Raw genomic sequence first — 15,678 nt, forward strand, 5'->3', positions numbered from 1 at the left:
CGAACGAGGCGATCGGCAGCGTCACCGCAGACGGTGCGTATGATACCCGCAAATGCCACGACGCCATCGCTGACCGCGGTGCCCATGCCGTCATCCCACCCCGCAAAAACGCTAAGTCGTGGAAGGCCGTCACCGCGGGTGCGGTGGCCAGAAACGAGGCCCTGCGAACTTCGAAATACCTCGGCCGCGCTATCTGGCGAAACTGGAGCGGATACCACCGCCGAAGCCGCGTCGAGACCAAGATGCACTGCGTTAAACTGCTGGGGCAGCGCCTCATGGCGCGGGACTTCGACCGACAGGTCGCTGAGCTTCAGGTCCGTATCGCCGTTCTGAACGGCTACACCGCCCTTGGCATCCCTGTCACAGAAGTCGTGGGATAAATCCGTCCGGGGAAAGGGGAACTCCGCTCAGAGACGGTTTTGTGCAACAGAGTCTCCTGAATATCCGATGCCAGCATCCCGGCAATTTCTGCGCGGCGAGCGCCGGTGTACATCAGGATCAGAGGGATCCACCACGCGCCGTCGCGGGTGACGACAGGTCCGGGACTATGGCGACGGGCTTTGGATGACGCGCCGGTCCAGAGGGGGTGTGACAGCAGGCGGTTGATCTCTGGGGCCGTGAAGCTTGCGCGTTTCTTATGCCGGTTTCTCGCGGAGGTTTTCTTTGGCTTGGTGGACTTGAGGTCCAGTTCCTTCAGTTCGATCACTCCCTCGGCGACAGCGCGCTTGATCAGCAGTTCGATGGACTTCACATGTCGGCGCAGCGTGCCTGAGGCAAGACCCTTGTCCGGGGCGGCGAGGTGCTTTGCGCCAAGGAGGATCGCTTCGAGTTCCAGATGAAGATCCTTGTCCGATCGCAGGAACTTCTTCGGAAACTGCTTCAGGATATCATTCCAATGGCTTAATTTTGCTTGCGTAATCTGTGTGACGCTGGTGATCCCCAAGATCAGCATAAAGCGCCTGATGTCGGATTCACGCTGCTTCGCGACCTCCGGCGTCATGGTCTCTGCCCGTGCTGTCCGCCAGAATACGTGGGCGATGTCCGTAGACCAGTCTTCTGAGCCGGCGGCCAGAGCCTCCTCCTGACAGGCCGCGAAATGGTCGGCCAGCGTCGCCATGGTCTTGCACACGGATTTTGCGGTCGGGCAGGCGATCGGTGCTAAAGATTTTTTCGGAATAACGGCCGCTTGCGCGGGAGTCGGCGGGCGCTTTGGTCCAGGTTCGGGATGGCAGGGCATGATCGGTCTTGAAAGATCGTCGCTCTTTGGCGGCGGTAGCGTCTCGGCGCGGATTTGACCTTCGGGGACGATGTCGCGCTCAGTGGAAACCGGATCGCGGTGCGGCACCCCCTTGCGAAGGGAAGCAAAGCAGGTCGGCGCGGTGCCTTCCTGCAATGCCGCAAGCCGGGCAGCGATATAGGCCTCGCGCAGCTGGCCGGTATGTTTGGCGCTGGTGAGGTCCGGCGCCTTGATGTCCGGAAAGATCTGCTGAATCCGGCGCGTTTCCTCCGGGGACTGGATGCGCCGGGCTTCCACCGAATACAGGTGCATCGCGATGGCAAGGTTTTCCGGCGACCAATCAGGGGCGACCCGCTGCAGGGGCAGGCTTTCGCGGACGCCATCCTCAAGCAGGCTCTGCAGGATTATCGGCATCAGGGATAGGCGGGTTTCATCGTCAGCTCCGAAGCGACCGCTCATGCGGGCCATCCGCACCTGACGGCGCAGGGTGAACAGACTGTCTTCGAGGCAATGGCGGAAGTACCGCGCTACGAGCTCTTCGGGCAGTGGCGGTGCCATGAAAACGAAGCTGTCGAACATCCGGTCGGACTCCTGGGTCAGGTGTCTTACCCAGTTATGCGCAAGATTTTCGTCTGTCGTCCCCAGAGGCAGAGAAATTGCTGGCATGGACGAAGAAAATCCGGGGAGCCGCCGGCGGAAGTGAAAGCGGTCGCCCTTGCGGTGGAGGTATCGACAAGTCGTCATGCTGGCCTCGACGGTTGAGCCGTCGTGAAACCGCGCGAGACGCAGAATGTGAGCCGTTTGTGGCCCTCGTGTGTGCCGCCTGTGTGCCAAGGTCGCACCTGAGGGGGAAAGTGAACGGAGCTACTCTCAGTTTTCTTTCAGTATCAACGGGTTAGGTTGATTATGGCTCCGGCGGTAGGGATCGAACCTACGACCAATTGATTAACAGTCAACTGCTCTACCGCTGAGCTACGCCGGAACGGTGCGCGGTGTATAGGCATGGGTACTGATGCCGTCCAGATTAAAATCGCACTTTTCGGAACTTTTTCTGATGACTGCTCTCAAACCCGTGACGCCAAGGAAAATCGCGCGGTAGAGGACAGCATGCCGACAGGCGTAACTTTCGCTCGTTCAGTTAAATCGAGTAAGTGAGCCAATACGTTACGAGTTGCCGCCGGGAGAAGGGCAGGCGGGGTTTCGGTATAGATTTTGGTGGCCAGATCTGACGCAGAGGCGTCGCCTTGCGCCAGTGCGTGAAGGATCGAGGCCTCACGGCCCAAGCGGTGTGCAATCAAGTCTGCGACCCGTCGTGCGGGTTCTTCGACCGGCGCGCCGTGGCCGGGATGAAATCGCCGCCAGTCTTGGGCCTGCAGGCCACGCAGAGAGGTCATGAACGCCGTCAGGTCCCCGTCGGGTGGCGATACGAGGGACGTGGCCCAGCCCATCACCAGATCACCGGAGAACAGGGTGTGCCCTAACGCGAAGGCCAGATGATTGGCCATGTGACCGGGGGTGTGCAAAGCTGTGATGGTCCAACTGTCACCGTGGATCACGTCGCGGTCGGCCAGGAGGACGTCCGGGACGAAGTCCTTGTCAACACCTTCGCCGCCGCCGAGGTGGCCTGATGACGCGAACTGCCGCATGAGCGCGCTGCGTCCGGCGTCTGCGGCGCCGAAACCATAAACGGGTGCGCCGGTCCGCTTGGACAATGTTCGTGCCAGCGGCGAATGGTCAAGGTGGGCATGAGTGACAAGGATGTGGCTGATGTGTTCGTCGGCGCGAACAGCGTCGAGCAGTACCTGAAGATGGGTTTCGTCCTGAGGACCAGGGTCAATGACAGCAAGGCCGCCGCCTTCGCCGATCACGTAGCTGTTGGTTCCACGAAGTGTCATGGGGGAAGGATTGGGCGCCACGATACGGCGCAGGCCGGGCTCCAGTTCCTCAGGCAGGCCGGTTTGCGGCTGGAAGTCCGGTTGCGGGTCTTGCATGGTGAAATCTCCGAGACGGTCCGCACCAAGGGTAGTGATGAATTTCCTGTGGCTCAAACGCTATATGCCGCGCAGCCTGTATGGCCGTGCGGCATTGATCCTGGTTCTGCCAGTGGTAACGCTGCAACTGGTGGTGTCGATCGTCTTTGTCCAACGACATTTCGAGGGGGTCACGTCACAGTTGAGCCGCGAGGTAGCACGGTCCGTAAACCTCGTTCTGGATGAAATGCCGGCGTCTCAACCGATGCAGAGACTGGGGCTTCTGCCGCAACCTGTCAGCCGGGGAACCCTGCCAGACGCCGACCAACGTCAATGGTACGATTTGACGGGCATCGTCGTTGCGCGTGTGATGTACGAACGTGTCCCTGGACTGTTACGGGTTGCCATGCCGGATGACCGGGACGTGCTTCTGTATGTGCAGCGTGATGACTTGATCTATCGGGTTCGTGTCGACAGAGCGCGCGTCTCTCCGACGAATGCACACCAGTTGTTCGTCAACATGCTGTTCTTTGGCGTTCTCATGACGTTGATCGCTTTTCTGTATCTGCGCAATCAATTGCGTCCGATCACGCGGCTTGCGGCTGCGGCTGAGGCCTTTGGGCGTGGACGCACCATGGCATATTCGCCGTCCGGTGCAATCGAGGTGCGGGCAGCCGGACATGCCTTTCTCGACATGCGCAACCGCATCGAACGCCATATCGAGCAGCGGACGATGATGCTGTCCGGAGTGAGCCATGACTTGCGGACACCAATCACGCGTTTGCGCCTGGGATTGTCGCTGCTGGACGATGACGACCGCGAACCATTGGAGCGCGACGTGGAAGAAATGCAGCGACTGATCGACGCCTTTCTGGATTTCGCCAGAGGGGACGCCGAGACTGCATCTGCCGAGCCGACCGATGTCATGGCGCTGATCACGGGGATCGTCGAGGATGGCAAAAGGTCGGGGCAGAACGTGACCTTGGGAACGCTGTCTGGCTCAGGAGAGGTGCAGGTTCGCCCCAGAGCACTTCGCAGAGCGGTTGAGAACCTCATCGGCAATGCCGTTCGCTATGGAAATCGTTGCAAGGTGTCGGCGACTTTGACCGACAAGTCTTTGCGTATTCGGGTTGAAGACGACGGGCCCGGAATTCCGCCCGAGGATCGGGAATCTGCACTGAAACCGTTCGTGCGACTTGATCCCGCGCGCAATCAGGATCGGGGGTCCGGTGTCGGATTGGGACTGGCGATCGCAGCCGATATCGCGCGGGCGCACGGAGGTGTTCTTCGGCTGGGGCACAGCGACGAATTGGGAGGTTTGCGGGCGGACGTTGTCATCGCCCTGTGAACGATCATCCCTTGGGTACAATATCTTCCGGGGACAACTTAACATTAAAATCAGAATTAAGCGCCATGGTTTCGTCGTGAAGGTTACACGGTTGGGCCCGCGACAAGGGTCACCTTTGCCATAAGGTCGCGTGTGTTCGCGTGGCTTTCAGGAGTTTCCAGAGGAGGTGCCGAATGGGCATTATCACTGCTGCGGCCGCTGCCATGCTTGGCCTTGCATCGCTGACCACCACCGATGCCGATACACCGAAGGGCCTGATGTTGGCGCAGGCGTCGCCGTATATCACGACGCAGGGCTATGTGGCTCCACAGGGCAACGACTACATGACCACCGCCGAGGGGTGCACCTACCGCCGGACACAGGCCCCGGGTTATCCGCCTCGCTGGATCCTCGTGGTCAATCCGCATCATATCGGCAAGGCGCCGTCCCGCGCGCGTTGCAAGGGAATGATGTAGTCGACCGCCGGAGCAAAACGGAATTACGATGACTGCGGCGGCCTTTTGACCGTCGCAGTTACCTTTCTATCGCGCTTGCGCTTTACCCATTTACGAGTATATCGCCCTGAATGCTCACCATTTTGGAGACCAGGAGTTGTTCAAAAGCAGCACTTTGTGGCGCAACTCTAATCTTCGCCTGTGGGTCCGTTTGATCTGCGCATACGTTATCGTGAGCGTCTTGTGGTGGGGGTCGTCCAGTCTGATCACGCTGGGACAGAGTGACACTTACCGGGCCCTCATTATCGTCATCTCGGGTGCGGGCGTCCTTCTGATTTTTCTTGTCGTCCGGGCGATGTACCTGAGATGGAAGATCAATGAGTTACGGGCGGCGCGAGGAGCGACCAAGGTTGGACTGCTGGAGGTAGACCTCGGTGCAGGGTTGTTAACGCTGGACATGGTCTTTCTGGTTTTTTCCTCCAGCAAGCTACCGGGAATAATTTACCAGTTGATCGGGAACGGCGTGGACGCGAAGGCAAACTCGGCCACCGTCGCTTCGGCTGGTCTGCTGGCGGCCTTGGGCCTGATATATTCTTTTCTGAAAACGATGGATAAGTTGACCCCGCACAAGGCCATCAAGCTGGATGACGAACGGAAAGTGCCAATGCCCTCAGCATGCAAATCCGACCAGCGCCTGGAAGAAGTTTCCGAACCGGCCGTGGATCAGACGAACCGTTCTTCGAAACTGGGTTTTCTGGGTATGGCTGCTGTGGGCCTTGTAGGGGTGCCGGCCCTCGTCGGGATATTCTTGGCATAATGCGGGGGAGCATTCCTGCTCTGGCTTCGGCGCCAGAAGAAGCGCACGTTCGAAGTCATCCAAGGCGGAGTGACATGCTGCTGATTGCAGCTGTTGCACTCATGGACTCTCAGCGACAACCGATTTTCGCATTTGCCGCAAAAGCGCCAGCGCCACCTCAGGGCATGGCCCGCGCCACGACCTCCAAGAATTGCGCGAGTTTGTGGCGATCCAGCGGCTTCGCCAACAATTCGATCCCCATTGCCTTGCAGTCCTGCCGCAGCTGAGGCGACTTGTCGGCGGAAATCACCGCGCAGGGCAGGGGCGTTTCCAATCCGGCGTTGATCTGCTGGAACAGGCCTAGTCCCGTAGGCCCATTGCCCAGTTGGTAATCCAGCAGCAGGGCGTCGGGGCTGAGTTGCAAATCGTCGAGCAGGTCGAGCGCCGAAGGTGCGTCTTCGGCCTCGATCACGTTAACGCCCCAGCTTTCCAGCATGATGGACAGCGCGCGCCTAAGCGTCGGGTCGTTCTCGACCAAAAGCGCGATGAGACCCGCGTGCGAAAGATGCACCGGGCGTGGATTGCTTCGACGGGTATCCCGTGGCCCGGTAGACAGGCCGGCAATCGGAACGTTCACCATGAAACACGACCCGCGTCCGACCTCGGACCACAGGCCCAGAGGATGCCCGAGCCGCGCGCAGGCGCGTTCAACGATGGCAAGGCCAAGCCCCAGCCCCTCGTTGCGCGAAGCAGTGGTGTCGAGCCGGCGGAACTCTTCGAAGATGGCGTTCTGATCCTCTTCGGCGATTCCGGGACCGGTGTCCCAGACCTCGATACGGGCGGAAACGCCATTGCGCCGCACGCCAACCAGGACCTTGCCGTGATCGGTGTATCGGATTGCGTTTGCCAGCAGGTTTTGCACGACTCTACGCAGATAGGTTGCGTCGGATTCCACGATCAGGTGGGAATCGACGATGCTCAACTCCAACCCTTTTCGTTCGGCCAACACGCTCATTTCGGCGCGCAGGGGCCGGAGGATCTCGTTCATCTCGACTTTGCGGATGTCGAAATGGATGCCGTCGCCGTCGAGCTTCGAGATGTCGAGCAATGCGTCGATGATCTGCGCAGCCGAGGTCAAAGCCGACTCAGCCTTCTCCAACACCAGATGGTCGGCGGTGCTCTGGCAACGGTCGGCCAAAGAGGACACGTAGAGCTTCGCCGCCGAGATTGGCTGCAAAAGGTCATGCGACGCAGCCGCCACGAAGCGCGATTTCGAGGCATTGGCACGTTCAGCCGCGGACAGAGCGTCCTCGAGCTCCAGCGTTCTTTCCATCACGCGCTGCTCCAGGGCTTCGTTCATCTCGAAAAGACGCCGGGCGGCCTCCCGTTCGGCTGTGACGTCTGTGACCGAAACGACAAACCCGCCATCGGGCATGCCACGACCAAAGACCTGAAGGATCGCACGCTCGCCACGTTGCACTTCGAAAGAGATTGGCGCGCGGTAATCCCGGGTGTTGGCCCAGCGCAGGAAACCTTCGCGGTCGATCCCTTGGGTAAAGCGGACATCCTGCGCGAGACGTTCGATAAGCCCCGAGAATGACGAGCCGATCTGCAACCGCCGTGCATCCAGAGCGAGGAGGGTGCCAAGCTTGCCGTTCCAACCCACAAGCTGCGCCTGATCGTCGAAGATGCCGACGCCCTGGTTCAGATGGTCCAGCGTCGCGCGCACCATCACGGCCTGTTTGTCGCGCAGGCGGTCACGCTCCGCACGTTCGATGCGTATCAGGTCAGTAACATCCGTTTGCAAAACCACAGTCCCGCCATTCGACGTGCGGTGTTCCGAGACCTGCAGCCAGCGTCCCAGCCGCATCTGCACGTTGAACATCACGTGCCGGTCCTTGTGGCGACGGACACGCCGCGCGGCCCAGCTTTCGGGTGTTTCGTCGGGGGGCAACATCAGCCACGGTGAATGACTGACCCGTTCGACGTAGCTGTTGAAATGCAGACCCGGAGTCAGATCCTCTTTCATCTCCCGGAAGTCCTGGCAAAACCGTGAATTGCACATGACTAGGATGTCATCGGCGTCAAAGAGCGCAAAGCCTTCGGAGACAGCTTCGATCGCGTCCGCGAGGTTGCGGCGGGCGGCTTCGGCCTGAGCATTGGCCTCTGACAACTGGGCGTTGGATTCATGCAACAGGTTGAGCGTGCGTTCCAACTCCAGGGTTCGCTCGCGCACCCGTTTCTCCAGAAGCGCGGCGCGTTCGAACTGTGCATAGGCTGCGCCGGACTGTTCAGCGCCATATTCGACGCGGTTCATCAACGCCTGAGCGATTTGCAGGAGCTTCTGGTTCTGCCGTTCAAGGCTATCGTTCGGGTTCACCAGTGACATGGCTTAACTGTCCATCGAAGGCGGATAGATGGCCACACCGGTCAGGGTCTGGTTGACGTGCAATCCGCCGATTTGCTCTCCGTAGGTCGAGAATCCGACAACGTTATGACGTTGTAAAAGAGTGGAGATGTCGCGGGTTTGTTGCACCTGACCGGCTTCGATCCGGCGCAGAAGACAGTCGAATCCAAGGATATGATCGGGCCGTTCCGCATCGCAAAGCGCGTTCAGGCCTGCCTCCAGATGGGCCACCATATCCTGATGGCTGGCAAGTGTCAGCACCATGCCTTCGTTGATGGCCGAGAAGAAAACGAGGTCTTCGCCATTATCCGCCACCCGCTGGATCGCGCGAACGTGGTGGGTATCGCCCAGACGGACGACGACCGGGTAGGCGGCGAACGTGAAGGGGTCGAGTTGCAGAGGGTCCTTGCCCAGCAGGCGCGCATATTCAAGCGCTGCAGGTTCGGCGTTGATCTGGTGGACGACGCGTGTTTCCGGACTGGCGGAGGTTACGACCATGCGGACGTCGGTGGGCACGAGATGGTCCAGCGAGAAAACCCTTACTGCGCAACGTGACCGCACTATGGCCACCAATGCGGCGTTCTGCATGACCTTGCCGTTGAAGGACAGCAGTGTTTCACCAAAAGTTGTTCCATCGCCCGAAGATCCGCCAAACAGCGGGATCGGACCGAGGCCGGAGGCCAGAACGGCGGTCAGGTGCTCTTCACGCAGCGAAAGGCCGTCCACCATGGTAAAGGCGAATTCGCTTGCCATATCGGGGGCACGGCGGGTCAGGTCCAACCGACAATGGATCAGGTGGTCGATCAGCGCCTGTTCGTCAATCTGGTCCAGTTCCTCGATGGCGAGTGCGTGGACTTCGAAGTACGCGCGGGGAAAGCCCACGGCGACAATCTGGCCGTCCTCGTAGCCTGCCTCGCCAAGTTCTCCTGCGGTGGTGCAGGCCAGCACATCGGCATCCCCGAAGGCCGCAGTAGCCTCGCGGGTCAGCGTCTCGAAATCCGCATCGGGGGATGCAAATAGGCAGACGAGCCCGAGGTCACCCCCGAGTGCGTCGGACAATGTCCTGACCGGTTCCTCGGCCGTGCAGGGCACCTGTGCCGTGCGCAGTGCCTTGGGTCCGGTCGCCTCCTCCCGAGCGGAACGTTCCTGCGTTCCGTCCAATCGACTCGTCCCTTGTTGCCGCGTATCGCGTTCTCACGTTGGGCTTATACTTTAAATCGGGCGCCCGCATCCATGTCTTGATCGCGTGGTGCGCGGGACCGATCCATTTACCCCGGATGCTTGCTCAAAAGGCGTAACTGGTCAGGCGGCACACATCACGCGCCGGAAGGCAAATCCTTGCGAAAGCCGCTTTCCTCGGCGTTGGAAAAGCGCGCTTCCTGCGCGACCAGAACCGCCTGCGTCCGGGAATGGACCCCCAGCTTGCGCATGATCGCGGTGACATGCGCCTTTACCGTTGTCTCGGCGATGGACAGATCATAGGCGATCTGCTTGTTCAGCTTGCCCTCGCAGATCAGGTGCAGGATGCGGGCCTGCTGGTTCGTCAGGCTGGCCAGACGCGCCAGCGCGCCATCGTTGTCGCTGCCCTGACCGCCGGTCGGGTCAATGTAACCATCAGGGACAAAGGGGCGGCCGGCGGTAACCGCCTCGAATGCGCGGCGGAAGACAGAACGCTGCGAGTGTTTCGGGACAAATCCATTCGCCCCGGCCTTCAACGCATGGGCAATCATGGTGTTGTCGGCCATGCTGGATGCCACGAGGATCGCGGCGCGCGGCGTGGCATTGCGCAAACGGACGAGCCCGTCGAGGCCGTTCACGTCCGGCAGGTTCAGATCCAGCACGATCAGCCCGATGGACGAGTCCTGTTGGATCACCTCCAATGCCTGTTCCAGCGTCCCGGCGGTCCGGATCTCCTGGAAATCGGCAATGGATTGCAGGGTCAACGTCAACGCGTCACAGAACAGCGGATGATCGTCGACGACGAGCGCCTTGATGGGTGTCTGGGTGTCAGCCTGTGCCGGGGTGTTCATCGTAACCATGCCTGTTCCAACTGTCCGCCCACAATACGAGCAGGCGCGGCGCGGGTCTGTAACCGAAAAGTCTTAGACATCGCGCAATCGGGCGGCTTGGTTAATTCCGACGCGGATCAGAACCAGCTCTGCACCGTGCGCGCCCCGCTGGAGATGTCCTGCCCGATGCCATCGACGGTTCCACAGGCGGTCAATCCCAGGGACAGGATCAGGCCAAGCCCGAGTAGGGTAAGTTTCTTCATTGCTCTGCCTCATTCAGCCAGGTGGCCCGGTCTTGTGCCGGGTCCGGGGGAATGGCGGGGCACGCGGCCCCGCCCATTGGTTTCAGTCCTTCCAATACCACACGTCGGGCTGGAAGCCGAGCCAGTCGCCGTACATCGGAGTGCGCTCCGGGTAAGTCAGTTCCTTGACGTGCGCGATCCGGCTCAGGTCATAACGGTACATGATCGGGATCACGTAACGCCCCGTGGTGAGGACTCGGTCCAATGCCTTTGTCGCCGCAACGAACTCCTCTTGGCTGTCAGCGTTCAGAAGCGTCTGGATCATGGCGTCGGCGGCGGGGGATTTCATGCCCATCCAGTTGCGGCTGCCCGGCACGTCGGCTTGCTCGGAGCCCCAGTAAAGCGTCTGCTCGTTGCCGGGGGACAGCGACAGGCTGCGCTCGTAATAGGCCATGTCAAAGTCGAAATTGTTGGTGCGATCCTCGAACTGGGCCGAGTCCACCATTTCGACTTTTGCGGTGATGCCAAGGCGTTCCAGAGAAGTGACAAAGATGTCCGCAATGGCGGCGTTGTCGTTCTGGCCCTGTCGGATCAGGATGTCGAAGTCGAACGGCTGCCCCTCGGCATTCTTCATCACGCCGTCCTGCACGGTCCAGCCCGCCTCGGCCATCAGGTCCATGGCCTTGGCTAGATTGGCGCGGTTACGGGCAGACCCATCCCCGACTGGCAGGTCATAGCCTTCGAGAGCACCCGGTAGAAGATCGTCTTTGAATGGGTCCAGAAGTTCCTTCACACGGCCAAGGGCAGGGCCGTGATCCATGCCCAGAACCGAGTTACCGTAGTACGACGTGATGCGCGGTTGGCTGCCGCCGTTCTGCACGTCGTTGATGTATTCGAAATTGAACGCATGCATCATGGCGTCCCGCACGCGCCAGTCCTGAAATTCCGGACGCCGCGTGTTCATGACAAAGCCGTAGATGCCGTAGGGACGCGCGTGCGGAATCTCGGATTTGACGATCTCGCCCTCGGTGACCGCCGGGAAGTCATACTGAGTGCGCCACTTCTCGACATTGGTTTCGCGCAGGGAGTTGACCAGCCCGCCTTTGAAAGCCTCAAAATGGGCCGTGTCGTCGGCGAAGAACTCCATACGGATCGTATCAAGATTGGCCTGACCACGCATGAAGGGCACGTCCTTGCCCCAGTAGTCGGGATTGCGGGTCAATTCCATGTAACGGCCCGGCTCGAAGTCGGAAATCATGTAGGGGGCCGAGGTGATCGGAACGATATCGAGGCCGGAGTTTTTAAAATCGACACCGTCCCATTGCGCCTTTTTCAGGATCGGACGCATGCCGACGAGCAAGGCCAGTTCCTGGTTGTCCTCGTTGAACGTGAAACGCACCGAGCGTTCGCCGGTTTGCTCCATCTTTTCGATCTGACCCCAGAGACCACGGTAACGACCATGGCCCTTGGTGCCGAGGGTTTCGTACGACCACATGACGTCCTCGACAGTCACTGGGCTGCCGTCCGAAAACTTGGCCTGCGGGCGAATCGTGAATTCCGCCCACTCGCGATTCGGTCCGACGTCGATGGATTCGGCCAAGACACCGTAAAGCGTGAAGGGTTCGTCATAACTTCTCCCCATCAGGCTTTCGTAGGCGAGAAAGCGAAGTTGCCAGGGAGCGGTCCCCTTCAGGATGTGCGGGTTGAGGCTATCGAAACTGCCGATTTCACCCAGAACGATTTTGCCGCCGTGCGGGGCGTTGGCATTCGCATAGGGCAGGGACTCAAAATCTGGGGGCAGGGCAGGGTCGCCATACATAGCTATGCCGTGCTGTGGCTCCGCCTGGGCGAATCCCCCTGCCAGAAGGGCGGCGAGACCAACGCCGAGGATGCTCGATTTTTGGAAAAATTTGACGCTCATTTCGGCAACAATCCCCGTCTGCCCTTGTTTTCTTGGGCCCGACCCTAGCGGTGCTTTTACGCCTTTTCAAACTTTTAGCTTGGACTCACGCGGTGAATTGCTTATACAGGTGTCACTGCTCGATAGGTTTCTTGCCTGTATGAAACCTGCCTCAATGACTGAACCCCGGCTTCGGCCGGGGTTTTTTTTGGCATATTCCGTTCGGCTCCGTCCAGCCTGACCGACTGACTGGTCGCCTTGCCGAGTAGGACTCTCACGGTTGCGCGAGACATATCCCGCACGAATGCGCGATCCGGCTTCCCTTATCGCAGGCGGGGGCTAATCTATGCCGCAAAGCAGCATAGGAGAGTAGCATGTCGCTCAAAGGTAAAACCGCCGTCGTCACCGGGTCCACCTCGGGGATCGGACTGGGAATCGCCCACGCGCTGGCGGGAGCCGGATGCAATATCGTGGTGAACTCTTTCTCGGACACCGAGGATGACCACGCCATTGCCAAGGGTATCGCCGACGAATTTGGCGTAGAAGCACGCTATATTCAGGCGGATATGTCTGATCCCGACCAGTGCCGCGCCTTGATCGAGAAGGCAGGGTCCTGTGATATTCTCGTGAACAATGCCGGTATCCAGTTCGTCGCCCCGATCGAGGAATTTCCGACCGAAAAATGGAACCAAATCATCGCGATCAACCTGTCCTCGGCGTTCCACACCACCGCAGCGGCGCTGCCCGTGATGCGCAAGGCGGGGTGGGGCCGTGTGGTCAACGTGGCATCGGCGCATGGCCTGACGGCCTCGCCGTACAAGGTCGCCTATGTGGCGGCCAAGCACGGCATCGTGGGTATGACGAAGGTCACGGCGCTGGAGACAGCCAAGGAGGACATCACCTGCAACGCCATCTGTCCGGGCTACGTTCTGACCCCTCTGGTCGAGGCGCAAATCCCTGATACAGCCAAGAAATACGGCATGACCGAGGAAGAGGCCAAGGAAAAGGTCATTCTCGAGCGCCAGCCGTCCAAGCAGTTCGCGACAGTCGAGCAGATCGGCGGCACGGCGGTCTTCCTGTGTTCCGACGCAGCTGCGCAAATCACCGGCACCACCATCAGCGTGGATGGCGGCTGGACCGCGCTCTGAGCGTTTCTGTGGGGGCTTTGCCCCCACATCCCCAATCAAAAATAAACAGGGAGCTCCGCGCTTCCTGAGAAGGCTGTGGCATGGTGAAACGTATCAACATCGCATTGCAAGGCGGTGGGGCGCATGGCGCCTTTACCTGGGGCGTTCTGGATCGGATCCTGGAGGAAGAGAGTATCGAGATAGCCGCAATCTCGGGGACATCCGCAGGGGCATTGAACGGCGCGGCGCTGAAGGCCGGAATCGTGCATGGTGGACGGCAAGGTGCGCGCGACTTGCTGGCAAAGGTCTGGGCAGAGGTTGGTGCGTTGGACACAACCGCTTTCCCCGACTGGTTCCAAAAGTGGTTTCCCGATCCCGGCGCTGTGTCCAAGGGTATCGAATATTCCTGGTCCTACATGTGGGCGGATTCTGTGAGCAGAATGGTGTCACCCTATGCGTGGGGACCTTTGTACAAGAACCCTTTGCAGAAGATCATTCAGGGACTGGATTTCGACAAGGTCTGTGCCGAGCATGGGCCGGAGTTCTTTGTCGGCGCGACGCTGGTCCGGACGGGCAAGGTTCGTGTGTTTGAGGGCGACCAGATCACGTGCGACGCGATCATGGCATCGGCCTGCTTGCCGACACTGTATCAAGCGGTTGAGATGGAGGATCCGGTCACAGGTGTGATGGAAGCCTTCTGGGACGGTGGCTATACCGGCAACCCACCTCTGTTTCCCTTCTTCAAGGACAGCCTGCCCGACGATGTGGTGGTGGTGAACATCAACCCGTTTCTGCGTGAAAAGGTCCCTGTGACGCCGCCGGAGATCCAGAATCGCATCAACGAAATCAGTTTCAACGCATCGCTGTTGCGCGAACTGCGTGCCATCGAATTCGTGCAGCGCCTGCTGCATTCTGGCGTTCTGCGCGAGGGCAGCATGAAAGACGTGCGCGTGCATATGATTGGCGATGACACCTTGATGAACGCGCTTTCCGTCGCGACAAAGGTCGTGGCCGTGCCCTCGTTGCTTGTGCAGTTGAAAGAAGCGGGCAGGCGGGCCGCAGGTGCTTTTCTGGCAGAACATTTCGACGCCATTGGGTCGAGGCAGACGCTTGATCTGCGGGCGATGTTCGACTGAGCAAAACGTTCGACAGGCCTCGGTGACCGCCGCGCCGGGAGGGGGTGGCGCGGCGGTGATCGCGGGTTTCGGGAGGGAGGAGAATCCCGCGAGAGATCCGAGGAGGATCCGCCGCAGCGCGTTCTGCGTCGCGGCGTCAACTGCATTTAGGGACGCGGTATGCCCTGCCCAAGTTGTCCAAAGGTCTAGGGGAGACTTTGGTCCCGGCTCCGGTCTGTCAGGACGCCTTGGCCCAATCCTCGACCGCCTTCTTGGCGTCTTGGCCGTTTGGATAGACGAGCCCTGCCGAGATCACCAGTTTGGCGGAATCTTCCAGTGACATGTCCAGTTCGATCACGTCTTCTTCGGGGAAGAACAGCAGGAATCCCGAGGTTGGGTTCGGCGTGGTCGGGATGAAGACGGAAATGAGTTTTCCGGCGGTCGGAGTTCGGCGCAGGATCTCACCTTTGGCCTCGGTCGAAATGAAACCCAGCGCCCAAATCCCCTTGCGAGGGTATTCGACCAGGCAAGCCTTTTCGAAACTGCGTTCGGACTGAGCAAAGACGGTTTCCGCCAGCTGCTTGATCCCCGAGTAGATCGAACGCACCACCGGGGTCCGCTCCACAAGGCTTTCGCCGAAGTTGATCAGCGAGCGGCCGATAATGCCCTTGGCGATCCAGCCGACGATGATCGTGAACATCAGAAATATGACCACGCCGAGGCCGCGGACGTTGATCTCGATCCGGCCCGTTTCAGCGTTGGCCAGCAGGCTGTAAAGCCACGGCCAATGCGCACTGCCGTTGTCGTCGACCATCCAGCGGTTCAGCAGGGCGTTGGGTTGATAGGCATCGGGGACGAAGGGCCAGACGAAACTGTCAACCCATCCCACCAACGTCCAGATAAGCCAGACCGTCAACCCGATGGGCGCAATCACCACGATCCCGGTCAGGAAAGAATTCCGCAGGTTTGTCAGGAGATGGCCGCGTTTCTTCGGCTCTTGCTCAAAGGGCATGGTGATCGTCAATCCGTGTGGAGGCCTGACGTGAAACTAGGCATTGGCAGAAGGCAGGACAATGCCCGGACGAGCGGCAGG

At 59.9% G+C, this 15,678-nt stretch carries 14 protein-coding genes and 1 tRNA gene; 6 read left to right on the forward strand and 9 right to left on the reverse strand.

The annotated features are described in order from the left end of the window. Window positions 1-380 (forward strand): transposase (locus ACP16H_RS00005; RefSeq protein ID WP_425070187.1); only part of this gene is annotated, 380 nt, incomplete at its 5' end. Here the strand turns inward: ACP16H_RS00005 and ACP16H_RS00010 are convergent. From ACP16H_RS00010 to ACP16H_RS00020, 3 genes are all read right to left on the reverse strand, one after another. Further along, window positions 338-1,816, reverse strand: coding sequence for a hypothetical protein (locus ACP16H_RS00010; RefSeq protein ID WP_425070188.1), 1,479 nt, complete (start codon window positions 1,814-1,816; stop codon window positions 338-340). The two genes, ACP16H_RS00005 and ACP16H_RS00010, sit on opposite strands and share 43 nt — an antisense overlap. Window positions 1,817-2,144: 328 nt before the next feature. Beyond that, window positions 2,145-2,219: transfer RNA gene (locus tag ACP16H_RS00015), tRNA-Asn, on the reverse strand. Window positions 2,220-2,301: 82 nt separating this feature from the next. After that, on the reverse strand, window positions 2,302-3,228 hold the full coding sequence (locus ACP16H_RS00020; RefSeq protein WP_425070189.1) for an MBL fold metallo-hydrolase: 927 nt from the start codon (window positions 3,226-3,228) through the stop codon (window positions 2,302-2,304). Window positions 3,229-3,265: 37 nt separating this feature from the next. Here ACP16H_RS00020 and ACP16H_RS00025 point away from each other — a divergent pair, with 37 nt between their 5' ends. The 3 genes from ACP16H_RS00025 (at window position 3,266) to ACP16H_RS00035 (ending at window position 5,806) form a co-directional block, all read left to right on the forward strand. Beyond that, window positions 3,266-4,555: an ATP-binding protein gene (locus ACP16H_RS00025; RefSeq protein ID WP_425070190.1), complete on the forward strand. Its 1,290-nt coding sequence runs from the start codon at window positions 3,266-3,268 to the stop codon at window positions 4,553-4,555. Between the two features lie 173 nt (window positions 4,556-4,728). Further along, on the forward strand, window positions 4,729-5,010 hold the full coding sequence (locus ACP16H_RS00030; RefSeq protein WP_425070191.1) for a hypothetical protein: 282 nt from the start codon (window positions 4,729-4,731) through the stop codon (window positions 5,008-5,010). A 136-nt stretch (window positions 5,011-5,146) separates the two neighbouring features. Then, window positions 5,147-5,806, forward strand: a complete 660-nt coding sequence (locus ACP16H_RS00035) for a hypothetical protein (protein ID WP_425070192.1) — start codon at window positions 5,147-5,149, stop codon at window positions 5,804-5,806. 157 nt (window positions 5,807-5,963) lie between these two features. On the opposite strand, the gene ACP16H_RS00040 is transcribed toward ACP16H_RS00035, so the two are convergent. The 5 genes from ACP16H_RS00040 to ACP16H_RS00060 all read right to left on the reverse strand — a co-directional run bounded on the left by ACP16H_RS00040 (window position 5,964) and on the right by ACP16H_RS00060 (window position 12,364). Further along, window positions 5,964-8,174, reverse strand: coding sequence for a PAS-domain containing protein (locus ACP16H_RS00040; protein ID WP_425070193.1), 2,211 nt, complete (start codon window positions 8,172-8,174; stop codon window positions 5,964-5,966). Between the two features lie 3 nt (window positions 8,175-8,177). Next, the gene (locus ACP16H_RS00045; RefSeq protein ID WP_425070194.1) at window positions 8,178-9,353 is read right to left on the reverse strand and encodes an FIST N-terminal domain-containing protein; all 1,176 of its coding nucleotides are present in this window, start codon (window positions 9,351-9,353) and stop codon (window positions 8,178-8,180) included. Between the two features lie 155 nt (window positions 9,354-9,508). After that, window positions 9,509-10,222, reverse strand: coding sequence for a response regulator (locus tag ACP16H_RS00050; RefSeq protein WP_425070767.1), 714 nt, complete (start codon window positions 10,220-10,222; stop codon window positions 9,509-9,511). A 116-nt stretch (window positions 10,223-10,338) separates the two neighbouring features. Beyond that, a complete protein-coding gene (locus ACP16H_RS00055) occupies window positions 10,339-10,464 on the reverse strand; it encodes an entericidin EcnA/B family protein (protein ID WP_425070195.1) in 126 nt (41 codons plus the stop codon). An 82-nt stretch (window positions 10,465-10,546) separates the two neighbouring features. After that, window positions 10,547-12,364: an extracellular solute-binding protein gene (locus tag ACP16H_RS00060; RefSeq protein WP_425070196.1), complete on the reverse strand. Its 1,818-nt coding sequence runs from the start codon at window positions 12,362-12,364 to the stop codon at window positions 10,547-10,549. Between the two features lie 353 nt (window positions 12,365-12,717). Between ACP16H_RS00060 and ACP16H_RS00065 the strand changes: the two genes are divergently transcribed. Together ACP16H_RS00065 and ACP16H_RS00070 are read left to right on the forward strand one after the other, a co-directional pair. Next, the gene (locus ACP16H_RS00065) at window positions 12,718-13,491 is read left to right on the forward strand and encodes a 3-hydroxybutyrate dehydrogenase (protein ID WP_425070197.1); all 774 of its coding nucleotides are present in this window, start codon (window positions 12,718-12,720) and stop codon (window positions 13,489-13,491) included. An 80-nt stretch (window positions 13,492-13,571) separates the two neighbouring features. After that, a complete protein-coding gene (locus tag ACP16H_RS00070) occupies window positions 13,572-14,606 on the forward strand; it encodes a patatin-like phospholipase family protein (RefSeq protein WP_425070198.1) in 1,035 nt (344 codons plus the stop codon). Window positions 14,607-14,823: 217 nt separating this feature from the next. Here the strand turns inward: ACP16H_RS00070 and ACP16H_RS00075 are convergent, their stop codons facing one another. After that, window positions 14,824-15,603 carry a DUF502 domain-containing protein gene (locus tag ACP16H_RS00075; protein WP_425070768.1) on the reverse strand — a complete coding sequence of 260 codons (780 nt, stop codon included), beginning with the start codon at window positions 15,601-15,603 and terminating at the stop codon, window positions 14,824-14,826. Window positions 15,604-15,678: the final 75 nt, after the last annotated feature.

Source organism: Sagittula sp. S175 (genome assembly GCF_049800975.1).
Lineage (GTDB): Bacteria > Pseudomonadota > Alphaproteobacteria > Rhodobacterales > Rhodobacteraceae > Sagittula.